Annotated in this window: 22 protein-coding genes and 1 riboswitch; of the genes, 12 read left to right on the top strand and 10 right to left on the bottom strand. The window is 53.7% G+C overall.

Annotated features, from left to right (window positions below):
* Positions 1–251: 251 nt before the first annotated feature.
* Genes BR83_RS0101555 through BR83_RS0101565 form a run of 3 tightly spaced genes read left to right on the top strand, consistent with a single transcriptional unit; the run spans position 252 to position 3,069 of the window.
* On the top strand, positions 252–1,304 hold the full coding sequence (locus BR83_RS0101555) for an ABC transporter substrate-binding protein (protein WP_027355602.1): 1,053 nt from the start codon (positions 252–254) through the stop codon (positions 1,302–1,304).
* Position 1,305: 1 nt separating this feature from the next.
* The gene (locus BR83_RS14730) at positions 1,306–2,199 is read left to right on the top strand and encodes a quaternary amine ABC transporter ATP-binding protein (protein WP_084327027.1); all 894 of its coding nucleotides are present in this window, start codon (positions 1,306–1,308) and stop codon (positions 2,197–2,199) included.
* 15 nt (positions 2,200–2,214) lie between these two features.
* On the top strand, positions 2,215–3,069 hold the full coding sequence (locus BR83_RS0101565; RefSeq protein WP_027355603.1) for an ABC transporter permease: 855 nt from the start codon (positions 2,215–2,217) through the stop codon (positions 3,067–3,069).
* A gap of 30 nt (positions 3,070–3,099) precedes the next feature.
* On the opposite strand, the gene BR83_RS0101570 is transcribed toward BR83_RS0101565, so the two are convergent.
* Positions 3,100–3,765 carry a DUF421 domain-containing protein gene (locus tag BR83_RS0101570; RefSeq protein ID WP_027355604.1) on the bottom strand — a complete coding sequence of 222 codons (666 nt, stop codon included), beginning with the start codon at positions 3,763–3,765 and terminating at the stop codon, positions 3,100–3,102.
* Positions 3,766–3,828: 63 nt separating this feature from the next.
* Positions 3,829–4,329, bottom strand: a complete 501-nt coding sequence (locus BR83_RS0101575; protein WP_157832940.1) for a hypothetical protein — start codon at positions 4,327–4,329, stop codon at positions 3,829–3,831.
* A gap of 359 nt (positions 4,330–4,688) precedes the next feature.
* Between BR83_RS0101575 and BR83_RS0101580 the strand changes: the two genes are divergently transcribed.
* Together BR83_RS0101580 and BR83_RS17060 are read left to right on the top strand one after the other, a co-directional pair.
* Entirely contained in the window at positions 4,689–5,561 is an 873-nt protein-coding gene (locus BR83_RS0101580) for an HpcH/HpaI aldolase/citrate lyase family protein (protein ID WP_027355606.1), read from the top strand.
* Positions 5,562–5,600: 39 nt separating this feature from the next.
* Positions 5,601–5,765 carry a hypothetical protein gene (locus tag BR83_RS17060; RefSeq protein ID WP_157832941.1) on the top strand — a complete coding sequence of 55 codons (165 nt, stop codon included), beginning with the start codon at positions 5,601–5,603 and terminating at the stop codon, positions 5,763–5,765.
* Here BR83_RS17060 and BR83_RS0101590 read toward each other — a convergent pair.
* The 6 genes from BR83_RS0101590 to BR83_RS0101615 all read right to left on the bottom strand — a co-directional run bounded on the left by BR83_RS0101590 (position 5,762) and on the right by BR83_RS0101615 (position 15,068).
* Complete coding sequence (locus BR83_RS0101590; RefSeq protein WP_027355607.1) at positions 5,762–7,642, bottom strand: methyl-accepting chemotaxis protein; 1,881 nt, start codon at positions 7,640–7,642, stop codon at positions 5,762–5,764. The genes BR83_RS17060 and BR83_RS0101590 overlap by 4 nt on opposite strands.
* Positions 7,643–7,724: 82 nt before the next feature.
* Positions 7,725–10,523: an NAD(P)-binding protein gene (locus BR83_RS0101595; protein ID WP_027355608.1), complete on the bottom strand. Its 2,799-nt coding sequence runs from the start codon at positions 10,521–10,523 to the stop codon at positions 7,725–7,727.
* A 23-nt stretch (positions 10,524–10,546) separates the two neighbouring features.
* Positions 10,547–11,050 (bottom strand): 4Fe-4S dicluster domain-containing protein, encoded by a 504-nt coding sequence (locus tag BR83_RS0101600; protein WP_027355609.1) that lies wholly within the window; start codon positions 11,048–11,050, stop codon positions 10,547–10,549.
* A gap of 37 nt (positions 11,051–11,087) precedes the next feature.
* Complete coding sequence (locus BR83_RS0101605; protein WP_027355610.1) at positions 11,088–13,172, bottom strand: molybdopterin-dependent oxidoreductase; 2,085 nt, start codon at positions 13,170–13,172, stop codon at positions 11,088–11,090.
* Positions 13,173–13,250: 78 nt separating this feature from the next.
* On the bottom strand, positions 13,251–13,796 hold the full coding sequence (locus tag BR83_RS0101610) for a hypothetical protein (RefSeq protein ID WP_027355611.1): 546 nt from the start codon (positions 13,794–13,796) through the stop codon (positions 13,251–13,253).
* Between the two features lie 75 nt (positions 13,797–13,871).
* Entirely contained in the window at positions 13,872–15,068 is a 1,197-nt protein-coding gene (locus BR83_RS0101615; protein WP_027355612.1) for a sulfite exporter TauE/SafE family protein, read from the bottom strand.
* A 527-nt stretch (positions 15,069–15,595) separates the two neighbouring features.
* On the opposite strand from BR83_RS0101615, the gene BR83_RS0101620 reads away from it, so the two are divergent.
* Positions 15,596–16,264: a Crp/Fnr family transcriptional regulator gene (locus BR83_RS0101620; RefSeq protein ID WP_027355613.1), complete on the top strand. Its 669-nt coding sequence runs from the start codon at positions 15,596–15,598 to the stop codon at positions 16,262–16,264.
* Positions 16,265–16,505: 241 nt separating this feature from the next.
* Entirely contained in the window at positions 16,506–17,027 is a 522-nt protein-coding gene (locus tag BR83_RS0101630; RefSeq protein ID WP_027355614.1) for a 4Fe-4S dicluster domain-containing protein, read from the top strand.
* An 8-nt stretch (positions 17,028–17,035) separates the two neighbouring features.
* Here BR83_RS0101630 and BR83_RS0101635 read toward each other — a convergent pair whose 3' ends face one another.
* Positions 17,036–17,557 carry a nitroreductase family protein gene (locus BR83_RS0101635; RefSeq protein ID WP_027355615.1) on the bottom strand — a complete coding sequence of 174 codons (522 nt, stop codon included), beginning with the start codon at positions 17,555–17,557 and terminating at the stop codon, positions 17,036–17,038.
* Positions 17,558–17,656: 99 nt separating this feature from the next.
* Positions 17,657–18,091, bottom strand: a complete 435-nt coding sequence (locus BR83_RS0101640; protein WP_027355616.1) for a universal stress protein — start codon at positions 18,089–18,091, stop codon at positions 17,657–17,659.
* A gap of 173 nt (positions 18,092–18,264) precedes the next feature.
* Positions 18,265–18,354: riboswitch (cyclic di-GMP riboswitch) on the top strand.
* 152 nt (positions 18,355–18,506) lie between these two features.
* Between BR83_RS0101640 and BR83_RS0101645 the strand changes: the two genes are divergently transcribed.
* The 5 genes from BR83_RS0101645 (at position 18,507) to BR83_RS0101665 (ending at position 23,754) form a co-directional block, all read left to right on the top strand.
* The gene (locus BR83_RS0101645; protein ID WP_027355617.1) at positions 18,507–19,904 is read left to right on the top strand and encodes an ArsB/NhaD family transporter; all 1,398 of its coding nucleotides are present in this window, start codon (positions 18,507–18,509) and stop codon (positions 19,902–19,904) included.
* A gap of 57 nt (positions 19,905–19,961) precedes the next feature.
* Positions 19,962–20,636: a deoxyribose-phosphate aldolase gene (gene deoC, locus BR83_RS0101650; RefSeq protein ID WP_027355618.1), complete on the top strand. Its 675-nt coding sequence runs from the start codon at positions 19,962–19,964 to the stop codon at positions 20,634–20,636.
* 110 nt (positions 20,637–20,746) lie between these two features.
* Positions 20,747–21,955 carry a glycosyltransferase gene (locus BR83_RS0101655; protein WP_027355619.1) on the top strand — a complete coding sequence of 403 codons (1,209 nt, stop codon included), beginning with the start codon at positions 20,747–20,749 and terminating at the stop codon, positions 21,953–21,955.
* 117 nt (positions 21,956–22,072) lie between these two features.
* The gene (locus BR83_RS0101660; protein ID WP_027355620.1) at positions 22,073–22,366 is read left to right on the top strand and encodes an ACT domain-containing protein; all 294 of its coding nucleotides are present in this window, start codon (positions 22,073–22,075) and stop codon (positions 22,364–22,366) included.
* 29 nt (positions 22,367–22,395) lie between these two features.
* Positions 22,396–23,754: a PFL family protein gene (locus BR83_RS0101665; protein WP_027355621.1), complete on the top strand. Its 1,359-nt coding sequence runs from the start codon at positions 22,396–22,398 to the stop codon at positions 23,752–23,754.
* Positions 23,755–23,793 lie beyond the last annotated feature (39 nt).

A 23,793-nucleotide genomic window follows, 5' to 3' on the forward strand; every position in this document is an offset into this window, starting at 1 on the left:
CCCCCGCTTTTTCATTTTTATCCGGTAATTTCTACTTCTCCAGACAGATTCCTTTTAAAATGGGTTAATTTTTTGAATGATTAATTGACATGTAATAAATTTTTTAGTAAGATTTTAACAGACAACTTGTCCACAGAATGTATTTTGTCAGTGATGAAAAGTTTCCTGATCCTTAAACCACCTCTCCCTTACCATCCCTGCTGCTATCACTACACCAGTATTTCAATCAAATAAAGATTGGAGGGTCGCTCATGTGGAAAAAGAAAAACCCCCGCTATTTCCGGCACCGTTTTATTACTTTAACTTCACTCCTCTTAATTGTTATTCTGCTTGCGGCGGGGTGCAGCGCTTCCGGCAACCAGAGCACAACTGGGGAAAACAAGCCTGAAATCGTTTTTGGAGACTTCAGCTGGGACAGCGTGCAGATTCATAACCGCATCGCCGCTTTTATCATTGAGCACGGTTACGGTTACCCGGTCAACTATATGTTCGGGGAAACCATACCCATTCTTCAGGGGCTGGAAAAAGGAAGTGTAGATGTAACCATGGAGATATGGGTCGACAATGTTCGCGAAGCGTATCAGAAAGCGCTGGATTCCGGCGCCGTTAAAGAACTGGGGACAAATTTCCCCGATGCCCCCCAGGGATGGTACGTACCGACATATGTGATTAAAGGAGATCCGGCACGCGGAATTAAGCCGCTGGCTCCGGAGCTCAAGTCGGTAGAAGACCTGCCCAGGTACTGGGAGTTATTTAAGGACCCGGAACAGCCGGAAAAAGGCCGGTTTTACAACAGCCCACCGGGATGGGTGGTCACGGACATAAACACGCAAAAGCTGAAGACCTACGGGCTTGACAGGTATTTCAACAACTTTATTACCGGCTCCGATACGGCACTGGCCACTTCCATTGTCACGGCCTATGAACAGGGAAAACCCTGGCTTGGTTATTACTGGGAACCCACATGGATCATGGGCAAGCTGGACATGACCATGCTGGAAGAGCCGCCCTACAGTAATGAAAGGTGGAATTCCGATCGCGGTTGTGCCTTCCCTTCGTGCAGGGTCACGGTGGCCATAAACAGCAGCCTGGAAAAAACCGCACCTGAAGTGGTTGAATTTCTTAAAAACTACCGCACCACTCTTGAACAAACCAACGAAGCCCTGGCTTACATGCATGATCATGGCGATGATGCGAAGGCAGCCGCTATCTGGTTCCTCAAACAATACCCGGAGCACTGGAAACAATGGGTCCCCCAAGACGTTGCCGACCGCGTCTCCAGAGCCTTGAATGAGGTGAAATAGCATGAGTTCCGGTACAGATATCCTTCTTGAAGTGGAACACTTGTGGAAAATATACGGTCCCCATGAAAGGAACATAGACCTGACCAAACCCTTTTCCCTGGAAGAAGCAATAGCAAAAGGAGCGGTGGCGGCAGTCTGTGATATTTCGTTTAAGGTCGCCCGGGGTGAAGTTTTTGTGATTATGGGGCTATCCGGAAGCGGCAAATCCACCTTAATTCGCTGCCTGTTGAGACTGATCGAACCAACCGCGGGGAAGATCAAAGTTGGGGGCGAAGAAGTGACATCCATGGATGAACACCAGCTGAACCGGTTCCGGCGGACACGCGTGGCCATGGTTTTTCAGCATTACGGATTACTGCCCCACCGCACAGTGCTGGAAAACGTCGCCTTCGGGTTGAAGCTGCGCGGCGTCGACCGTGAAGAACGGGAATCGGCAGCCAGAGAGGCCATCAGGCAGGTGGGGCTGGAAGGCTGGGAAACACGTTACCCCGCCGCCCTCTCCGGCGGCATGCAGCAGCGGGTGGGTATTGCCCGGGCACTGGTTCAAAACCCCGAGTTGCTGTTAATGGACGAACCCTTCAGCGGCCTTGATCCTCTCATCCGCAGGGAGATGCAGGATGAACTGCTCCGCCTCCAGAAAGAACTTCGCAAAACAATTGTATTTGTAACCCATGATCTTAATGAGGCCCTCCGGATGGGAGACCGGATGGCGGTGATGCAGCAGGGCACCTTTGTCCAGATCGGCAGGCCGCAGGAGATAATCATGCACCCGGCAAACGATTACGTGCGCCGCTTTGTCCAGGACGAACGACGGTTCATGCTTATGTCCGGCACTGCTGACAAGCGTGTTGAAAAGCTTGCCCACACGGCAGGACGGAAATTCATCGCCGGCTAAGGGAGGTGATAGGGCTTGTTCCCCGCCAGTTTACAATTTCATATCGCTCCTTACATCGACGCCTTTGTAAAATGGATCACCGTCCAGTGGGGAACCTTCTTTTCCTCGCTGAGCAACATCATCCTGAAAACTTTACTCCAGATCCAGGCCATTTTACTATTCATCCCCTGGTGGTTCTGGATTGCCCTGGTTGCAGGTATCTGCTGGTATCAGGGACGCAAGCTGCTGAACACCGCCGGCCTGCTTATCCTGCTGCTCAGCATCGGGGTATTTGGCCTCTGGGAAGCTGCCATGGAAACGCTTGCCATTGTAATTACTTCCGTCATAATCTCGTTAGTCCTGGGTATCCCGCTGGGCATTATCATGGCTGAATCCAGGCGGGTGAACTCCATTACAACCCCTCTTCTGGACGCCATGCAGACCATGCCCAGCTTTGTCTACCTGATCCCGGCCATGATGCTTTTCAGCCTGGGCAAGGTACCAGCAGTGATCGCTACCGTTATTTACGCTGCCCCGCCGGTAGTACGGCTCACCAGTTTGGGTATCCGCCAGGTCTCGGAAACCATACTGGAAGCGGCAAGGGCGTTTGGCGCCACCTCCTGGCAGTTGATGTACGAAGTGAAACTGCCCCTGGCGATGCCCGCAATCCTCGCCGGGGTCAACCAGACAACGATGATGGCGCTGGCCATGGTAGTCATTGCCAGCATGATCGGGGCCGGAGGGGTCGGCGAACACGTGCTGCTGGCAATCAACCGGGTTGCCGTGGGTAAGGGATTTGAGGCCGGCCTGGCAATAGTGGCCATGGCAATTGTTATCGACCGGCTGACCCAGGGTTTTGCCCGCCGCTGGCAGCCGCCGCATGCCGGATAAGTGCACCCCGCCCGGAACCCGCCGCCGGCATCAACCTTCATTAATAAACAGCCGGCCATCGGTGCCCAGGGTAACCAGAAACACCTGTTCCGGCTTCAAACCGTACGCGGCCAGGCGCTCCTTCAGCCAGGTTTCATCGAGGCCGACCACGCGCAGGTTTTCCCTCAATACCTGCCCGTCCATAACCAGGATGGTGGGCAAACCTTCGTAACCGGTAGACAGGCCCAGGTCTTCGGGAGTAACGGGACGCTTCTGGGATTTGGGGAGCACGCTCAACCTGCCCGACGTCTCCAGAACGCCGAATTCCACGTCTTCGACATTAAAGATACCCTTCTCCCTGAGCTGGGCCAGAAGGTCGTTCAAATTGTAACGCGCCCGGCGCAACTCTTCCTTGACTATGCGCCCGTTCCTGATTACCACCTGGGGTTCACCGTCCAGCAACCGGCGCAAGAAAGGACTGTGCAGGGCCAGGTAGCTTAAAACAACCTCCAGAACACCCAGGGTAACCAGGGGAATAATCCCCTTCCACAGGGGAAAAGCGGTGGACTCCATGGGAATAGCCGCCAGCTCAGCGACGATGATGGCCACCACGAAATCAAAGGGTGAAAGCTGCCCTATTTCCCGCTTTCCCATCAGGCGCACTACCAGCAGAACAACAAAATAAATCAGTACCGTACGGTAAACGGAAACAAGCATAAACCCGGCCTCCCTGCTCCAGTAGTTTGACCCCGGGAAAGGCCGGGTTATTCTTTTCGCAATTTAATGGAGCTGTCCGGGATCCACGCACCCGGCCAGAATTTCCTGGAGTTTTTCCAGCTTCTCGCCGGGATGGGACCCCTGCAGGGGAGGTAATATCTGGGCTACCTGCCTGATTAGCTCGTCAAAACCGCGATAGGCCTGGCGGATAACCAGGGATTTAGCCGGAGAAATCTCCGTTTGTTGACCCACCAGTTCCCAATCGGTAATTACGGTCAGGTCTTTATGCCGCACGGCAGGCAGGATGCCCCACATTTCCGGGGTAAAACCAATGGCCACTTCGTTTCCCCCATCCCAGTTCAAATCCAGGGTCACCAGGTAGTTCTGGGCATCAAGGGGTACCAGCTGCCATCCAAACCGGTAAGGAACATTTTCCCCCCGGTGGAAGCGCTGGAACAGCGGCTCAAGCTCATCTTCCAGCGCCGATACCATCACAATCATCCCGTGTTCCGACTCGCCTATAAAATCCGGCAGGGCAATCTCCCGCAAAACCCACACCTCCATCCACCCGCCACTGCAAATCATGCGGCAGGTTATCAGCTATTCCGAAAGGAAATAACCTTCCCCCGACGAACTTAATTCCATAATACCCCGGTCATAAACGGGGAAGCAACCTCTTCCGGGACATCGCTTAACAACCCGGGCTGGTAGTTATCCCGTAATTATAAAAGAAATTCTCTGAAAAGTACATATACTGCCGGTGCTCCGCAGAAGCAGATGCAGCAGCTTGCTTTGATATCCAATCCATGCCACTGATATTCCCTCAAACAAGTCCGAGATAATTTTACTTACCCGAACCGTACCGTGTCAAAAGATTGTGTCCAATGCTCCGGTAATAATTTATAAAGGATGGTGTATTTTCAATGTTTCCGCTGCGCACTCTTCTTTTTACTCCCGGCGACGACCCCAGGAAGGGAGAAAAGGCTTTTGCAGCCGGTGCCGACGCAGTTATTATCGACCTGGAGGACGCTGTGGCAGAAACCCGTAAGGAACAGGCACGCCAGCTGGCAGTTCAACTCTTAAGCGTTCCCCGTCCCATTCCCGCTTTTGTCCGCATTAACGGCGTGACCTCACCCCATATCCTGCGCGATCTGCAGGCCGTGGTTGGCTTACCCGTAGCAGGGCTGATGCTGGCCAAGGCTGAATCCGGGGAAGATGTAGGCCGGGTAGACTGGTTGCTGTCTTTGCTGGAACAGCAAAATGGTCTGCCTCCCGGCCAGATCAAACTAATTCCCTTTATTGAAAGCGCCCGGGGCATTGCCCGGGCCGGGGAAATTGCCGCCGCCCCCCGGGTAATCTGCCTGGCCTTTGGAGGCAATGACTATACCATGGATATCGGGGTACCTTATTCCCGGGAAGGGGAGGAGTTATTTTTCGCCCGCAACCAGCTGGTGGTAGCTTCCCGGACAGCGGGTATCGCCCCACCCCTGGACACCGTAAATCCCGACTTCAAAGATATCTCCTTCCTGATGGAAGACGCCCGCCGCGCCCGCAGGCTGGGTTTTCAGGGCAAGCTGGTTATCCACCCCGCCCAGGTATCACCGGTAAACGAAATCTTTACTCCCAGCGACGAGGAAATCGCCTGGGCCCAAAAAGTAGTTGCTGCCTTTACCCGTGCCCGGGCTGCGGGCAGCGGTGTCATTCAGGTTGAAGGGAAAATGGTGGAGCTGCCCATTGTGCGCCGGGCAGAACAGCTGCTGGCTGCAGCCCGGCGCCTGAATAAAATTAATGAATAAAGGGCGGAACCGGAAGGAGAATATATTTTGGGATGCCCAATGAAAGCCAGGAAGAAAACACCTCCCGTTCCTATGAAAAAAGAACCCCGGTTTGCTCCGGGAAATGAAGATCTTTTAGAACAACCGGCTACTGAAGAAGAAAAGAAACGGGGCGAATTTACCAGGGTGACAACCCTATCTTACGATGAAGTCGACCCGGGTTAATGTAACTTGAAGCGGCGAACGCGGGAGTCCAGTTCCGCGGCCAGGGAAGATAGTTCCCCAGCTGCCCGGGCTATCCGCTCCACTGCGCCCGACTGCTCGCTGGCTGCGGCCGCCACTTCCTGGCTGGCCGCGCTAACTTCCCCGGAAGCACCGGCCACCCGCTCCACCTGCCGGACAATGTTTTCAACCTGCTGAACAATGGACATGAAGTGCTTCCCTGTTTCAGCGGCCAGCCGGGCGCCCTCGCCCATGCTCTGCACGCTCTTCTCCACATTGCTGACCCCGCGGGCCGTTTCCCGCTGTACCTCTTCAATAAAAACTCCTATCTCGGTAACCGCGCGGGCTGATTGTTCGGCCAGCCTGCGTATTTCATCGGCCACCACGGAAAAGCCTTTTCCATGCTCCCCGGCCCGGGCTGCCTCAATGGAAGCGTTTAAAGCCAGCAGGTTGGTCTGGTCGGCAATATCGGCGATCAATTCCACTATCCGTCCTATTTCCCGGGAACGACGGCCCAGATCATGAATAACGGTAGATAGTTCGCTGATCTGGTTCTGGTTGACTTCCATCTGGGAGCGCAACCGTTCCATGGCCTCTTCACCTGCCCGGGCCGACCGGGAAGCGTGGTGGACGTTCTTCTCCAAATCCTCCACTCCTTCATTTAACTGGCCGGCCACCCGGGCCAGGTTATCGGCAATACCCGCCGTCTCCTGGGCACCCGCAGAGACCTGCTGCATGGAAAGGGAAAGCTCCTGCCCGGATGCCGAAAGCCGGCTGGCAGTGTCAAGGGCCTGGCCAACCAGGGAGCGGATATTTTCAATCATGCTACAAAAGCTTTGTGTCAGCCGCCCCACCTCATCCCGGGAAGAGCAGTCCGGGGAAACTGTAAGATCACCCTCACCCGCACGGACCATTTCACCTGCCAGTACGGTAATGGGATTTAACGAGCGCTGAAGGAGCAGATATATAACGGCAAGTATCAGGACACCGATAATCGAGAATATGAGAAGCTGGTTATACAGGGTGGCGTTCAGCCTGGCAAGCACGTCGGCCCTGTTTATTATTATCTTGGCATAGGCAACGGTAGCTCCGGAATAATCCTTTAAAGGAAGCAACTGCACCGCCTGGCGGCCGCCGTTTATGTATGTCACCTGCATTTTCCCCTGTTCCAGGCAGGTTTTAATTAAACTTTCCTCAACGGGATATGTATCTTTCTCCTCCGTGGCGGCCAGGAGGTTGCTTTTATCCACCAGTGATATACCCCTGTCCCCGCGCCGGTAAACAAAAAATTCCGTACCCAGCTTTGCCTTCCATTTGTCCAGCAGGGCCTGGTTAAAGCCCTGGCCGTACTCGGCGCTGCCCACATGCTGTCCCCGGTAAAATACCGGCACCACCACCCGGAAACCATAACCTCCCCGCCCTTCTTCCAGACCGGCCACCACCTCTTTACTCCGGTTGGCTTCTACTACCGTGGCCCGGAAGGATGAAAGATCATCGCCAAATTTTTCGGGCATATGCAGGCGCAGAAAAGCTGTGGCCGGCGGGAGGTGAAACTGGAACTGATCGATTCCTTCCGCCTTAACTTTTTCCCAGATGGGAGAGGTGAGGGCGGCCAGCCTGTCCCTGTCCCTGGCCGCAAACGCCTCCTGTACCTGGGGGTTATTGACCACACTTTCAATCCCCAGTCGAATACGCCGGGTGGTTTCGGCCAGATCATTTTCCACAAAAGCCTGAATGGACTGAATATGTTGCTTTTCCTGCTGGACAATCATATTTTTTGCATGGGTATAACTATAAAAAGCCAGCAACCCGAAACCCAGGGCCGGCAACACCAGCATGGGTATTAAAATGCGGGTCTTGATGCTGTTAAATAATACCATACCATCGCCTCACTCAATCAATACAATTCAAGGAAAATAGGGATCACCCGGAGCACATGCAAGCGCTCCGGGTGAAGTCTTATCAGGCCGTTTTCTCTTCTGCGGAAACAGTCTCCTCATGTCCGGTGCCTATTTCAACGGCCAAACTGGCTACCCGTCCCACCTGCCGGACAACATTTTCCACATGCTGCACAATAATATTAAATTGCTGCCTGGTTTCCAGGGTAAAAACCAGATTTTCCCCGGCGGCGGAATTGCCGTTTCCGGCCACAGGAGATGTCTCCTGCTTTACTTTTTGAATGAAAATACCTATTTCCGTCGCCACGCGGGCAGACCGGGAAGCCAGTTCCTGGATCTCACCCATCAAAGCGGCAACTTCCCTTCCCTGGCCGCCAATTCTGACCGCCTCAAGGGAAGCGTTGAGGGCCAGCAGGTTCATCTGTTCAGCTATACCGGTAATCATATTGAGAACCCGGCCCGCTTCCAGGGTGGAACGCTCCGGCGCATGGATGACAGTCGATAATTCGCCCACAAGCTCGTGAATTTTCTGCACCTGGGGCCGTATACTCTCCATGACCTCCCGCTCTTCCCGGAAAACCCGGAAACGCCCGGAAATATCTTTTTCCAGTTCCGGGATTACCGGTACCGGAGCTTCCCGCTCCACCGCCCTGGAAAGCAATTCTGTCCAATCGGCAGGCGGGAAGCCCATGCCGTGGATTTGATCGACCCATTCCCGTCGCAGACAGGCAGGACATATTTCGGCAGCCTCATGAAGGTGCCCGGGATAACCTTTTAAGCGCTCCCGTATGAAGTCCAGGTGCCTGGATGAAGCGAAGGATTGCCCGCATATACGGCAGGTTATCAATTCCACACGGTTCATCAAACTACCGCACATGCGAATTTCCCTGAACCCGCCCTCGTCTTTCAGGGTAATGGCCCCGGTCGGGCAATTTACGGAACAGCTGCCGCACCCGATGCATCTGGCAGCCGGGCGCTCAAAATCCGTTAACTGTCCTTCACCGCCTTCAACATAACCCAGTTGAATGGCCTCCGCCCCCACCTTACGGCAGGTATCGGCACATTTACCGCAGGCAATGCAGAGGTCGCACCGCAGACACCTGGCCGCTTCCAGAGCCGCGGTCTCAGGCTCAAGGCCTTTCATCACTTCTTCAAACGTCTCCTGTTTTTCAGGTAAATACTGGTTATCAAAGGTGTGCGCCCGTGAGCAACTCTTTTCCCGGGCGGTCGTCTGCATGAGGACGGCCACTTTTCTTTTTACCGGGTACTTGATGGCCGCGGAAGGCTTTTCGCCGCGCAAATAAGCGTCTATAGCTGCTGCCGCCCGCTTGCCGGCAGCAATGGCCTTGATAGCGCTGGCAGGGCCCGTAACCGCGTCACCGCCGGCAAAAACTCCCGGAAGGGAAGTTTCCATGGTATCCGGGTTAACAACTATGCGGTCGCGGGATACCTGCACCTGCACCGGGTCCGCTCCTCCGGAAAGAAAAGAGAGATCCGGCTTCTGGCCCACAGCAAAAATTACCATGTCAGCTTCCAGTTTGAACTCCGAATTTTTCACCGGCACCGGCCAGCGCCGGCCCGTAGCGTCGGGCTCGCTGAGCATATTCCGGATACATTCAATATACTGGAGGCGGCGACCACTGCCTCCCAGGCCGGTGGGGGAAATGAGATAATCCAGGATAATCCCTTCCCTTTCAGCGGCCTCAATTTCCTCATCCAGGGCCGGCATTTCCTGGCGGGAGCGACGATAAATAATCCTTACCTCATGGGCACCCAAACGGCGGGCCACGCGGGCCGCGTCAATGGCCACATTGCCGCCGCCAACCACAACCACTTTTTTGCCGCCGACTTCCACTGCGGGACGGCCGCTTCCCTCAAGCAGGCTCTGATTTACCAGCCTGAGAAAGGTTACCCCATCCATAACCCCGTCATACAAGTTATGGTTTGGCATGGGGATGGAACCTTTCCAGGCCCCGGTACCCAGGAATACCGCCGCATATTCTTCCAGCAACCGGGCAATGCCGTTTTCACCATTAACCGGACTGTTTAACCTTATCTCCACCCCCAGGGCCTGGATGCGGGCTATTTCATCGCGGAGAACATCCCGGGGGAGCCGGTACGGGGGAATGCCGTAAGCCAGCATTCCCCCCGGCTCGGGCATGGCCTCGAAAATGGTTACGGAATAACCTCTCCTGGCCAGGAAGTAAGCGCAGGAAAGCCCGGCGGGACCGGATCCCACCACCGCTACTTTTTTGCCGGACTTCCTGACAGGCCTTGGTGAGAAAAGGTTTATCTTATTCCTTAATTCCCTTACCCGGTCGTAGGCCAGCCTTTTCAAAGCACAAATTGATACGGGAGCGTCAACCTCACCCCTGCGGCAGGCGCGTTCACAGGGATGCTCGCAGATGCGTCCCAGAACACCGGGCAGGGGAACATCCTCAAGTATAAGCTGCAATGCCTCGGCATACCTGCCCTCGCCAACCAGGGCAACATAATTGGGGATATCAATGCCCGCCGGGCAGGTAGCCTGGCAGGGTGCAAGCACCAGCTGGGAACATTCGGAAGCGGGACAGACCCGGTTTTCAATGTGTACAACAAAATCGTCCCTGTTTTCCCGCAAGATGGCCATTACTTCCGGTGCCACGCGTTTCCCCTGGCCACAGTGGCAGGAAAGGTGCAGCCTGTTGATCAGGGTCAGCAAGCCCTCCAGATCGCCCAGGCGGGCCCTGCCGCTCCTGATGGCGGACAGCAGCTTTAATGCTCTGTTCAGATTGGAGCGGCACTGGCCGCAAAGTCTTTCCATGTCCAGATAAGATTTTACAATTTCCTCCGCTTTCCTGACACTACAGGAAACCTTGACCATATATATCTGCTCCTTTATCTACTCTACCCCACAGCAGTAATCTGATGGACATGGCGGACCCTTTTTACATCCGGCATCCGCTCGGCAGGACCGAAAAGAAGGCACCCGGTGGGACAGGCGGTAACACAAGCCGGTTTGAGGCCGGCATCAATGCGGTCCATACAGTAATCGCACTTCACGGCCTTCCCCTTCCTGGCATCCCACTGGGGAGCACCCCAGGGGCAGGCCATGATGCAGCTCTTGCAGCCCACACAGAGTTCCTGAACGATAAAAACAATCCCATCTTTGGGCCTCTTCTGTACTGCCCCGGTGGGACAGGCCGGTACGCACCAGGGCTCCTCACAGTGAAAACAGGGCATGAAAATGCTGGTTGCCTGGGGCCGGCTGCCTGCCTGGACAGGGCCTACCACCACTATCTGGTTCGGCCTGGGTCCCGGATCCAAACCTTTATTAACCTTGCACTGCACTTCACAGCTGCGGCAGGAAATACATTTTTTCTCGTCCTGGTAAAGGTAATACCTGCTCATCGGTTGACCTCCTAAGCAAATCATTTACCCAAACAAATCATTTAATTGGCCTGACGGTAACGTATACACCCTGTAAAGCCGGGCTGCCGCCCACCATATCGGTGATGTTTTCCTGCAGCAGAGCATCCATGGCCCCTTTACCGTAGCACCTGGACTGCACAGGTACCTTATGGCCAAAACCGTGCAGCATAAAGACCGCTTCGGGATGGATGAGGTCCGTGACAAAGGCGCGGATAGTGTCCCGGCCCCGGGAAGAGATAACTTCTACCATCTGGCCGTTTTTAATGCCCAGTTTTGCCGCCTGGCGCGTATTGATCCAGAGGACATTTTCGGGGACCAGTTCATTTAAAAGCGGGTTATTCTGCGTCGACACGTGGGTGTGGGCTGCAGTTCTGCCGATCATCAGGCGGAAATATCCTTCCGGGGGCGCCGGTACGGGCTCATATGCCGGGAAGGATGGGAAACCGTTTTTCTCCAGCAGGCTGGACACAAATTCAATTTTCCCCGACGGAGTCTTCAGCTTAATCCCGTCCTTACGGTCCCAGTAAATGGCCTCATCGCTGAGGGAAACATAACCCTTTTCGTCAAAGTCGCTGATGCTGATACCGGTCCCCTGCAACTGGTAAGCCCACAGTTCTTCCAGAGTATGATAGGGGAAATACTGCCCGATGCCCAGGCGGTCTGCCAGGGATTTCATAATTTCCCAGCCCGGCTTGGTATCATAGCGCGGGGATACAGCGGGCCTGCGCATGTAGAGGGCCGGTTTCAAACCATTGGCCTCCTGGATGGAGTCTCCCCTTTCCAGATAGGTGGATTCGGGTAGAACCACATCGGAATACCAGGCTATTTCGCTGAACTGAATATCTATGGTCACCAACAGGTCGAGATTTTCCAGGGCTCGCCTGGTGTATTCGTAGTCCGGAATGGAAAGCAGCGGGTTGAAGCGCCAGACAAGTAGCGCCTTAACCGGATATGGATCTTCTTCCAGAATAGCCTTGGGCAGCATCTGGACCACGCCGTGGGCCGGATCGGGCAGTGGCAGCCTGGATGTGCCCACACCATCGCATCTTTCCTCGGTTACTTTGGGCAGTTCCTGATCTGTTAACTTGTTAAGCGGCTTCCTGCCTGCATCCCTGGCGCCCTTCTTGAAAAAGATTCCTCCCGGGGCTTCTATGCTGCCCATAAGGGCGTTTAACATGATAATAGATCTTCTAAAATATATCTCGTTAAGGTAATGAGAACACCGGTAGCCATAATGGAAGATCACCGACGGCTTGGCCTCGCTGACCTCCCTGGCCAGAGAAACTATTTCGTAAGCAGGAATGCCGGTTTCTTTTTCCGCCCATTCAGGAGTATAGGGTTCCACGAATTGCTGCAGTTCCTTCAACCCGAGCACCCAGCGGTTTACAAATTCCTTGTCGTACAGCCCTTCCTTTAATATGACGTGCATCAAAGCGTAGTTCAGGGCCAGATCCGTTCCGGGCCGGATCATCAGGTATTTATGGGCTTTGGTAGCCGTTACGGTAACCCGCGGGTCGATGTAAGTCAGCCTGGTCCCCTTTTCCAGGGCCTGCATCAACTGCTTGACTGCCTTGAGTTCCAGTGATTCAAAAATATTACGGCCGTAAAGAACTATATGTTTGGTCTTGCCCCAGTCTACCCCCACCTGGCCGTCGGTATAACCGGTCAGGGTCCGGAAAGCGGTATTCAGGGAGCCCTTACAGCAGGAATCATGGGTGAAGTAGTTGGGGGACCCCAGAGCCTTTAAAAATGTTTTGCTGATATGGGAGTTAAGCTGTGCTCTTTCAGCCAGGGCAATGGCTCGCCCGCCGTATTTTTCTTTCACCTCAGCCAGTTTTGCCGCCACATAATCCAGCGCTTCCTCCCAGGAAGCTTCCCGCCACTGGCCGGAACCCCTGGGGCCGGTGCGGATCAGGGGCCTTTTCAATCTTTCATCATCGTTTAAAAGCCTTACTCCCGCTGCCCCCTTGGGGCAGATGCTCCCTTCAATACCGGCAACGTGGGGGTTACCTTCAATCAACTTAACATCATCATTTTCTACCATTACCTTGATGGGACACCTTACCGTGCACATAAAACAGATGCTGTAGATACTTTCCATAAGGGAAGCCTCCACTTTAAAAGTTTGATGTAAAAATATTTGATGTAAAAATATTGTGAGTTTATGGTTTGCCTTTTTCTAAGAAATTTTAGGGGCAGAACTTTTCTCATATTCCATCAGCATCCGGTGTATGCCCCGGAAGTAGGGTAGCCGGTTTTTTACCCGACCGAAAAACATGCGGGCCAGGATGTAGCAAATTATAAAAGTAAAAACGTAATTTACAGCCAGACCGGTAAAGGGGATGGGAAACTCTATGCCGGTAAAACGAAGCTGCATCCAGGCCAGGGCAAAGAAAGCCGGCCACAGGGCGGCTGCCGACAGGCCAACCATGTTAAAAAAGACCCGGCCGAAGGTATCGTTGGCTTCCTTATTACAGGCATCGTAACTTTTCTTATCCCCCAGCTTTAAGGCCAGCATGGACAGCTGTTGCAGGTTGGCCAGCTGGATATTCAGCCGGTCCAGGTGGTTTTTGTTCACCAGGAAGACAAGGGATATGGTAAATTCACCAACGACCACCGCCAGGAGCGCCAGCAGGAAGGTGCCCAGAAAATAATCAAAAACCGGATGGCCGCTGATTTTATAAAATATTATCAATACCTTATCCACCAGTTCCCAAAGGCCCATAATCAAGCCCCCGTTTATAACAGTTAGTGGCTCCAGGTTCCCCGGGAGTAACCCGGGGAACCTGGGATATGCATATTAAGGTACCCATGATTGACCGAAGAAGCCTCTGCTGAAGTACCGAAGTCCCACGTACAGCGCCAGCACCACAAACAATCTCTTCAGCCAGATATCCGGGATATACTTCTGGGTACGCGGGCCGATCATGGAACCGATAAATACGCCGATCAATTCCACGCCGATCATACCCCAGTCCATGGCGGCACCGGCAACGGTGATGTAGGTGGTGATACTGGTCAGCATGCTCACCAGCACGGCCATAGCCGAAGTCCCGGCCACCACGAACATGGGCAGGCCCACAATACTGGTCAGGTAGGGTACATATAAGAAACCGCCGCCCACGCCCAGGAAGGCTGAAATAGCCGCAATTACTACGCCGCCCACAAAAGCCCAGATGGGATTGAACTTAAATTCCACACCGAAGAAGGTGAACCTGGTTTCAGTAAGTCCCCACTGGGTAACTTTGATCCCCTGGGAAGCTTCGTCCTTCTTTTCCTTAATACTTTGCTCAAAAGCTTTGGCCGCTTCTTTGGCTGCCTTCTTGCTGGCCTGCCCCCGGGGGGTCGTCTCATACAACAGGACACCGCCCACCACGAAGACAAACAGCCCGAACCAGCCCTGATACTGGCTAAAGCTGACCTTGCCGCCGGTCAGGGCAGGGATGGCCACGGCGCCCACAATGGAACCTACCCCCAGGGCCAGACCCAGGGGCCAGGCCAGACGCTTGGCCCTCAGGTAGTTAATGGTGCTCAGCAGGGATGACAAACCAACCAGAAACTGGTTGGAGGTGCGGATGCTGTCTGTTAGTAGCTTGTTAACCTGGGGCGCGGTGTTCTTAAAGGTCTTGATATAGTCACCCAAACCGTAAACGGTCATATGACCTACCCCGGCCATGATGCCGCCAAAGGCGCCCACAGTGGAGAAGATCCAGCCCACCCAGATGGCCCACAGGATGGCCACCAGGTAATTAATCTGGGGCGCTCCGGGGATGCCGAAAGCCCCCCTGGGTGCATTGGGGTCAATCTCCCCTTTGCCCGTACCCACCGGGGCATTGGCTATGGCTTCCCCCAGTTTTCCCTTCAAGCCAAGGTCGCTTCCCACCAGCTGTGGCTGGGAACCCTGTTGTGCTCCCACTCCGCTGGCACCTAAAACCAGAATTGCCAGCATCAGCAGCAGGGTAACCAGGGCAATTTTATTGACAATTCCCTTTTTCATTTAATCCTCCCCCAAAATCAAGAGATGAATTTAAAATACCCTTAATAAGTTCATCATACATCCTTACTGGTGGTAAAAAAGCAAATCAACCGGTTTATAAAATACAGCCCCAAAATGTTCAGCCTAACTTGATGCCCACCTCCTCATTATAAATTCAAACAACTCACCTCCTCAAACAACCGTGCTGGGATTATACATAATTAAATATAATCGACATAATAAAAAGCCAATGTCGGATAGATGACATAATTAAAGTCATCCTGCAGACACCCCCGGTGTCATTCTATTGACATATTGCGATAATATTTTCATATTGTTTTGTATCGCCCAATTCTATCCTGCTCTGGCTGCTATTTACCAGCATAATTAAACCCATTCTTACATCAACCATTGACAGGGATAAATAAATAGAAATATAATAAATGATAAACGTATTAACTTTTCTTATAAATAGTTGTTAAAAAAACCAAGAATTTTCTAGAAAGTTTTAAGTGGAGAAAAACCCTTTTTACAGGGGGGACAGGGATATGCCACTGCAACACGTGGAAATTGCGGCCTTAAATGAGGTGGAAAAGGCGATTATACGCCAGGCGGGATTTACGGTGCATTACCCCAAGGGACACGTTATTTTTGCCGCCGGCGATCCTGCCGATAGAGTTTACCTGGTGGAAAGCGGATGGGTAAAAATCTATCGCTTGAACGCCGATGGTCGCCGTGTTACCGTGGGCAGCATACGCAGCCCGGGAGAATTGATGGGCCTGGCCGAAGCGCTATGGGGAGGAGAACGCACCTGCTTTGCCGGGGCCATCAGTAACGTCAGCCTGGTGGTTTTACGCAAGAATAAATTTGAAGAACTGATGGGGGCCCACCCTTTCCTGGCCATAAAAGTGGCCAAGTTGCTGGGTGTTCGCATGCGGGAAGCAGAACAGATTATTCATGAAATGGTCTGCTGGCAGGCTCCCGGACGCCTGGCCCTGACCCTCTTAAAAATGGGTGAGCGCTGCGGCGTGGAAACCAAAAACGGCATCAAGCTGGGTGTTCAGCTTACCCACGAGGAGCTGGCCAATATGGTGGGCACTTCCAGGCAGACAGTAACCACCCTTTTGAATACCTTCAAACAGGAAAAAAGCATCGTCTATGAAGGAAGGACCATCAGCATTGTCAATCCAGACAAGCTGGCCCGATGGATAATGTAAAATAATGATTGTCAAGAATTTAAAAACCCCGGCTGGGGGTTTATTTTTTTTGCCTTTTCAGCCATATCCATCAAAACTTTGAAATTTATTTTTTAATTAAATTAAATAATGCTTCCAAGAAGGTTTTCTAATACAACATATCGAACTATAGTTAAATTAAGATATGGGCTGCAGCCGGTATGCAGCGTTTACCACTACCCCGGTCAACAGGAACAGGCAAAAAAAAGAAAGGAGCATAATGATGAGCAATTACTCCCTCTTCCAGGACGAAAAAAAATGCATTTCCTGCCGCAGTTGCGAGGTGCAGTGCAAGATTAATAAGGGGCTCGCCACAGGACCCAGGCCTGGAAAAATTATTACGGCGGGTCCTGCCACCAGAAACGGCCGGATCATGGCAAAGTATGTTTTCACAACCTGCCGCCATTGTGAAGACCCTTTCTGCGTCCAGGCCTGCCCGGTGGGGGCCGTTCAGAAACGCCCCAGCGACGGTATCGTATTTATCGACCAGGAACTATGTGTGGGCTGCCAGAGTTGCATCATGGCCTGCCCCTGGGGCGCCCCCCAATGGGACGAAGAAAAAGGGGTGGTTGTAAAATGTGATTACTGCAAGGATCGCCTTGACGCCGGTCTCGAACCGGCCTGCGTTACCGCCTGTCCCACCGGCAGCCTCATTTTTATTTCCACGGAAAATATACCGTCCATCAAAAGAGAGCAGATCATCCGCAGGAGGATGAATGGCAGGGCGGTTAATGCCATCTGGTAATATATCTACTAAATATAACTAACAATATCTTCTAGTTCCCTTCTCTTTGGCCGGCGGGCCGGATCATCGGCCGGGTAACCCACGGGGATAATGGCCACCGGTCTGAACTGCGGGGGAATCTCCAGGCATTCCCTCACCTGGTCCTCGTTAAAAGCTCCCACCCAGCAGGTTCCCAGGCCCAGGGCGCTAGCGGTAAGCAGGATATTCTGGATGGCGGCAGCCGTGTCCTGAATACAGTAAAGCTTACGCCCCCGTTCACCGTAAACCCGGGCCGAACGTTCCGGCTCGGCACAAACCACGATCACCACGGGAACCTGGGTAATGAAGCGCTGGTTTAAAGCTGCCCGGGCCAGAGCTTCTTTCTTTTCCTGCCGGGTAACCACGTAAAAAAACCAGGGTTGCAGGTTACCCGCCGACGGGGCCCAGCGGGCCGCCTCCAGGAGCTGATCCAGCAATGCCTCCGGCAACGGATCCGGCCGGTAATGGCGGACGGAGTAACGACCCCTCACCAGGGAAAGTATCGTGGACATGAATTCCCCTCCTCAAGGGATGGCGATAAAGTTTTAATTATAATTATATACGTGTGCGCGTAAATCCACACACTTACCGGATGAATCTATACCCTGCTCTTACCTGACCACCATTACCGGGCAGGGGGCCAGATGCAGCACCTTGTGGCTTACGCTGCCCAGAAACAGCGACTTGAGATCACCAAAGCCACGGCTGCCAATGATAATGAGATCAAAACACCCTTCCGCAGCCAGGCGGCAGATAGCCTCGGCTGCATCTCCCCGCTCCACTGCTTTGTTTACGGTCAGGCCTTCTGCCTGAAATATTTCTTCTACGGCGGCAAAGACCTTTTCCGCCCGGGCCTCTATTTCCTGATCCAGTTCTTTTTGCTGCAACCACGTGCACGACCCCGGCTCGGGAAAAATTTTATAACAGGAAGGCCCCACATATAATGCTGTTACCGAAACTCCGGGATTAAGTTTGCTCAAACGCAAAGCCGTCCTGGCTGCACGCAGTGAATTCTCCGAACCATCCACGGCCAGAAGTATTTTCATACTGGCCTTAACCTCCCCAAGCAATCCTTATTTGCACGATCTTCTACATTCCCGGAGAAAAACCTGCATTTATAAAAAATATAATTAAAACCAATTATACCTCTATTGTCTAAACGAGGGATTTGTACTATAATTAACTATGCCTAATAGTCAAATTAAATAAATTCTGGTACTTTCGGGTTGGGCAAACCGGGTGAAAGCCCGGGACGCTAAAGCCATGGGTCTAAGGTCCTTTCCAGGACTATGATCGCCAGGCTGCAACGGTACCGACTGCCGGGGGGGGTAGTCACTTGACTACCCCCCTTTAACTTTGCCTGAAATTAGTCACATCCTTGTGCTCAACGGAGGTGGTTTCCTTAAACGTAGTAAGACCGGACGATTGTCGAAACAATATGAAAGAAAGGAGATGGGAAATTTGACCCCTCAAACGCAGGTTATTTTAGCTACGTCCGTCTTTTTACTTACCTATGCTATAATTATTTCGGAAAAGATTCACCGTACCGTGGCTGCTTTTTGCGGTGCGGCGATAGTCATACTGGCCGGCATTATTACCCCGGAACTGGCCGTCCATTACATCGACTGGAATACCATCGGCCTTTTAACGGGCATGATGATTATCGTGGGCGTTACCCGTGAAACGGGGATCTTTGAGTACCTGGCCATCAAGGCGGCCAAAATGGCCCGGGGGGAGCCCCTGCGCATTCTGGCCGCCCTTGCCCTGGTCACGGCCGTACTTTCTGCCCTGCTGGACAATGTGACCACGGTACTCCTCATCGTGCCCGTTACATTTGCCATCGCCCACAAACTAAAGGTAAGTCCCCTGCCCTTCTTAATTTCTGAAATTATTGCTTCCAACATTGGGGGAACGGCAACCCTGATCGGAGACCCGCCCAACATCATGATTGGCAGCGCCGTAGGGCTCGGCTTTATGGATTTTGTGATTAACCTTACCCCGGTGGTGGTTGTAATTTATGTTACAACCATTTTCATCCTGCGCCTCATTTACCGCCGGGACCTGGTTACAAACCCTGAGAATCAAAAAAGTATCCTGGAGCTTAATGAATGGGACGAAATTAAAGACGCCGCGTTGCTGAAACCCTGCCTCTGGGTTTTGGGTTTAACCATTGCCGGGTTTGCCCTGCACCAGTTCCTGCACCTGGAGAGCTCGGTGATCGCCATGGCCGGGGCGGCCCTGTTGCTGGTAATCACCCGTTCCGACCCGGAACATGCCCTGCACGCCGTAGAATGGCCGGTTATCTTCTTCTTTATCGGCCTGTTTGCCCTGGTGGGAGCGCTGGAAGAAGTAGGGGTCATTGAAACCATCGCCCATTTTGCCCTGGAGGTTACCGGGGGAGAACTCCTGCCGGCGGGCCTTTTGATTGTCTGGCTTTCGGCCCTGGCCTCGGCCTTTGTGGACAACATCCCCTTTGTGGCGACCATGATTCCTTTAATTCAGGACATGGGCCGCCTGGGAGGTATCGAAAACCTCAATTTCCTGTGGTGGTCCCTTTCCCTGGGAGCCTGCCTGGGTGGCAACGGTACCATCATCGGTGCTTCGGCCAACGTGGTAGTGGTGGGCATGGCTGAAAAGAGGGGTACGCCCATCAGCTTCCTGGGTTTCTTTAAAGTAGCTTTTCCCCTCATGATCCTTTCCATTGTCATTGCCACAGCATACCTGGTGGCCTGGCTGCAATTTAATACCACCCTGGTGCTGGTAAGCACGCTGGCAATAGGGCTGGCCTTGAGCCTGCTGTTAAACCTGCTGCAAAGGCAGCTTAAAATAGAAACCACGGTAACAACAGGCAACCAGTAATTCCCCGACACCCGTTCACTTAGATAACAGTAATTTCACAAGGGGGGGGGTTGGCGGTTGACCAGAAACCAGCTGGCCGCCATGATTGATCATACCCTGCTTAAACCCACAGCCACCACCCGGGACATCCGGCAACTTTGTATTGAGGCGATGGCTGAAGGTTTCGCCGCCGTATGTGTTAATCCCGTCCATGTAGAATGTGCCGCAAAAATGCTTGCCGGTTCCGGCGTGGCGGTATGCACGGTGATTGGCTTTCCCCTGGGGGCAACCACGCCATCCGTAAAAAAGAAAGAGGCTGAAGAGGCCATAAATAACGGGGCCAGGGAAGTGGACATGGTCATAAATATCGGCGCTTTGAAGGAAGGAAACCACGACCTGGTCGTGGCCGATATCCGGGGAGTGGTGGAGGCAGTGACCGCCCTTTTGCCCGGTGGGCTGGTCAAGGTAATCATTGAAACGGGATATCTAGACCGTGAAGAAAAAATTACCGCCTGCCGGCTGGCGTGGCAGGCAGGCGCCCATTTTGTGAAGACCAGCACCGGTTTTGGTCCCGCCGGAGCTACCGTGGACGACGTCGAGCTCCTGCGGAAAAACCTCCCACCGGAAATGGGCGTGAAAGCATCGGGGGGCATTCGTACCACCGGACAGGCCCTGGCTCTGATTGCAGCCGGGGCCGCCAGGCTGGGTACAAGCGCCGGCCCGGCCCTGCTGGCCGGCCTGCAGAACGATTAAGAGCACCCGGAGTCAATTTAACACCGTGAAAAGGAGAAAAATATACACCGGATGAATATACTAAGGGTTCAGGAAGGACTTCAAATGAGATGCGGGGGAATTAGGTAAATATGACCAGGATAATGGATTATCAGGTTGTTGCCGGTGAGCAACTTATCGAAGAAATCTATGAACTGGCCCGGCGGCTCGCAGGTTGCAGGGTTCAGCACATCAATTCTACCCTTACCGGCGGCGGGGTGGCCGAAATTTTGAAACGCCTCGTACCCATGATGCAGGAGGCAGGCCTGGAGGTACGCTGGGACGTCATTAAGGGAGATGAAGATTTTTTCCGGGTAACCAAAACCTTCCATAATGCTTTTCACGGGGTACCTGTTGACGTAACTCCTCCCATGCTGGATGTCTACCGCCGGATATCACGGGAAAATTACGACCTGGTAGATCCCCGGGCGGACTTTATCATTCTCCATGACCAGCAGCCCCTGGGGCTGGCTGAAATCCGTCCCGGCCATCCCGGCCGCTGGTTGTGGTACTGCCACATTGACCCGGTGGACGTAAGCAGGGAAGTGTGGGATTTTTTAAGCCCCTGGGCCAGGCTTTGCGACGCCTCCATTTACCACATCCCTGCCTATGCCAGGAACCTGGGCCACCGCCAGTACATTATGCCCCCGGCCATCGACCCCCTGGCGGAAAAAAACCGGGAGGTAACTCCTTCTGAGATTGCCGCAGTAATAGAGCGGCTGAATATACCTCTGGATTTACCCCTGGTGGTGCAAATTTCCCGGTTTGACCGCCTCAAAGACCCGCTGGGAGTTGTGCAGACCTTCCGTCTTATCCGTCAGGAAGTACCCTGCCGCCTGGTGCTGGCAGGGGGCGGGGCCACCGATGATCCTGAAGGCATCCAGGTTCTCCAGGAATTGCGGGAAGAAGCTGCCCACGACCCGGATATCATAATTCTGGAGCTTCCTCCCACCAGCGATCTGGAGATCAATGTCCTGCAGCGGGTTGCGGCGGTGGTGGTCCAGAAATCGGTACGGGAGGGCTTCGGTTTGACCGTAACCGAAGCCATGTGGAAATCACGCCCTGTCGTGGCTTCCCCCGTTGGCGGTATTACGGTGCAGATAATAAACGGGCTAACCGGGCTGGCCGCAGCCAGCACCGAAGAAATGGCCCGGGCAGTGGTTAGAATCCTGCGCGATCCCTCCCTGGCAGAAAAGCTGGGGCAAAATGCCAGGGAACATGTGAAGAAGAATTTCATCCTGCCCATCTATTTCAAACGGTGGCTGGAAATGCTCGTGACCGAAAAGGGTTATCCGGTATGATGCCGGCCTCCCGGGCCTTTTCTCTTTGGTAAAGAAAAGGTACAATAGCTGGCCAATGGTAAAAACTTTTAAAGCCAAACAGTCATCTGACGAGCCCACAGAAAGGAAGTAGTCCATATGTACGTACAGGAGCCAAAGAAAAACCGGATTATCGTCACCGTCCTGGGGCCCGACCGGGTGGGCATTATCGCCGGGGTGGCCCAGGTGCTGGCCGAAAACAATATCAATATCCTGGACATCAGCCAGACCATCCTGCAGGAATTCCTGGCCATGATCATGATTGCCGATATGGAAAAAAGTTATATTGACCTGGCCACTTTAAAAGAGCGCCTGGCGGCAAAAGGTTCCGAACTGGGAGTGCAAATCGACGCCCAGCATGAGGACGCCTTCCGCTTTATGCACAGGATTTAGTGAATAAGAAACGAAGGAGAAATAATGCCATGCTTACCCTGGCAGAAATTATGGAAACTATCAAGATGGTCCAGGAAGAAAACCTGGACATTCGCACCATTACCATGGGCATCAGCCTGAGAAACTGCGCGGACCCGGATCCCAGGACGGCATGCCGTAAAATCTATAATAAGATCACCCGCCTGGCCAGCAGGCTGGTTGCGGTAGGAGAAGAAATCAGCCGGGAATACGGCATTCCCATCGTGCATAAACGGATCTCCGTCACCCCCATTTCCCTGATTGCCGAATGCAGCCATCAAGAAGATTACGTGGAATACGCCCTTACCCTGGATGCCGCCGCGGCCGCCGTAGGGGTAAACTTTATCGGCGGCTTTTCAGCCCTGGTACACAAAGGCTTTACCGGCGGCGACCGGGTACTGATCAACTCCATCCCCGCCGCCCTGGCCGGCACCGAAAGGGTCTGCGCCTCGGTAAATGTAGCTACCACCAGGGCGGGTATAAATATGGATGCCGTTTACCTGATGGGCCGGGTGATTAAAGAAACCGCCGCGCGGACAGCGGAACAGGGTGGTTTGGGCTGCGCCAAACTGGTGGTTTTCAGCAACGTCCCCGAGGACAATCCCTTTATGGCCGGAGCTTTTCATGGAATCGGGGAGCCCGAATGCACCATCAACGTAGGGGTATCCGGACCGGGAGTGGTTAAAAACGCCGTCGCCCGGGTGGGCAACGCGGATTTCGGAACACTGGCGGAAACGGTGAAAAAGACGGCCTTTAAAATTACCCGCATGGGGGAACTGGTTGGCCGGCTGGCAGCAGAACGGCTGGGTGTACCTTTTGGCATTGTAGACCTGTCCCTGGCCCCCACCCCGGCAGTGGGAGACAGCGTGGCGGAAATCCTGGAAGCCATGGGCCTGGAACGCTGCGGCACCCACGGCACCACCGCCGCCCTGGCCCTGTTAAACGATGCCGTTAAAAAAGGAGGGGCTATGGCCTCCTCTTACGTGGGCGGATTGTCGGGAGCCTTTATCCCGGTCAGCGAAGACGCGGGGATGATCCGGGCCGTGGAGGAGGGTGCCCTTTCCCTGGACAAGCTGGAGGCCATGACCTGCGTTTGTTCGGTAGGCCTGGACATGATTGCCGTTCCCGGGGATACCAGTGCGGAAACCATCGCCGCCATTATTGCCGACGAGGTGGCCATTGGTGTGATCAACAATAAAACCACCGCGGTCCGCATCATTCCGGCCCCGGGGAAAAAGGTGGGGGATAAAGTTACCTTTGGCGGGCTTTTGGGAGAAGCGCCGGTAATGGCGGTGCACCCCTATTCCGCGGACAACTTTGTGCGCCGGGGAGGCCGCATCCCTGCCCCCATCCAGAGCCTGACCAATTAAGTCGCAAAACCCCGAACCGGGATGCTGCATAAAGAAATA

It is taken from the genome of Desulfofundulus thermocisternus DSM 10259 (genome assembly GCF_000686645.1).
In the GTDB taxonomy this organism is placed as follows: domain Bacteria; phylum Bacillota; class Desulfotomaculia; order Desulfotomaculales; family Desulfovirgulaceae; genus Desulfofundulus; species Desulfofundulus australicus.

Coding starts and splice junctions, on each gene's coding strand:
- BR83_RS0101660 (WP_027355620.1), top strand. CDS start 22,073: ATGTACGTACAGGAGCCAAAGAAAAACCGGATTATCGTCACCGTCCTG.
- BR83_RS0101580 (WP_027355606.1), top strand. CDS start 4,689: ATGTTTCCGCTGCGCACTCTTCTTTTTACTCCCGGCGACGACCCCAGG.
- BR83_RS0101595 (WP_027355608.1), bottom strand. CDS start 10,523: ATGGTCAAGGTTTCCTGTAGTGTCAGGAAAGCGGAGGAAATTGTAAAA.
- BR83_RS14730 (WP_084327027.1), top strand. CDS start 1,306: ATGAGTTCCGGTACAGATATCCTTCTTGAAGTGGAACACTTGTGGAAA.
- BR83_RS0101575 (WP_157832940.1), bottom strand. CDS start 4,329: ATGGAGGTGTGGGTTTTGCGGGAGATTGCCCTGCCGGATTTTATAGGC.
- BR83_RS0101640 (WP_027355616.1), bottom strand. CDS start 18,091: ATGAAAATACTTCTGGCCGTGGATGGTTCGGAGAATTCACTGCGTGCA.
- BR83_RS0101610 (WP_027355611.1), bottom strand. CDS start 13,796: ATGGGCCTTTGGGAACTGGTGGATAAGGTATTGATAATATTTTATAAA.
- BR83_RS0101665 (WP_027355621.1), top strand. CDS start 22,396: ATGCTTACCCTGGCAGAAATTATGGAAACTATCAAGATGGTCCAGGAA.
- BR83_RS0101630 (WP_027355614.1), top strand. CDS start 16,506: ATGAGCAATTACTCCCTCTTCCAGGACGAAAAAAAATGCATTTCCTGC.
- BR83_RS0101615 (WP_027355612.1), bottom strand. CDS start 15,068: ATGAAAAAGGGAATTGTCAATAAAATTGCCCTGGTTACCCTGCTGCTG.
- BR83_RS0101620 (WP_027355613.1), top strand. CDS start 15,596: ATGCCACTGCAACACGTGGAAATTGCGGCCTTAAATGAGGTGGAAAAG.
- BR83_RS0101555 (WP_027355602.1), top strand. CDS start 252: ATGTGGAAAAAGAAAAACCCCCGCTATTTCCGGCACCGTTTTATTACT.
- BR83_RS0101570 (WP_027355604.1), bottom strand. CDS start 3,765: ATGCTTGTTTCCGTTTACCGTACGGTACTGATTTATTTTGTTGTTCTG.
- BR83_RS0101635 (WP_027355615.1), bottom strand. CDS start 17,557: ATGTCCACGATACTTTCCCTGGTGAGGGGTCGTTACTCCGTCCGCCAT.
- BR83_RS0101600 (WP_027355609.1), bottom strand. CDS start 11,050: ATGAGCAGGTATTACCTTTACCAGGACGAGAAAAAATGTATTTCCTGC.
- BR83_RS0101590 (WP_027355607.1), bottom strand. CDS start 7,642: ATGGTATTATTTAACAGCATCAAGACCCGCATTTTAATACCCATGCTG.
- BR83_RS17060 (WP_157832941.1), top strand. CDS start 5,601: ATGAAAGCCAGGAAGAAAACACCTCCCGTTCCTATGAAAAAAGAACCC.
- BR83_RS0101655 (WP_027355619.1), top strand. CDS start 20,747: ATGACCAGGATAATGGATTATCAGGTTGTTGCCGGTGAGCAACTTATC.
- BR83_RS0101605 (WP_027355610.1), bottom strand. CDS start 13,172: ATGGAAAGTATCTACAGCATCTGTTTTATGTGCACGGTAAGGTGTCCC.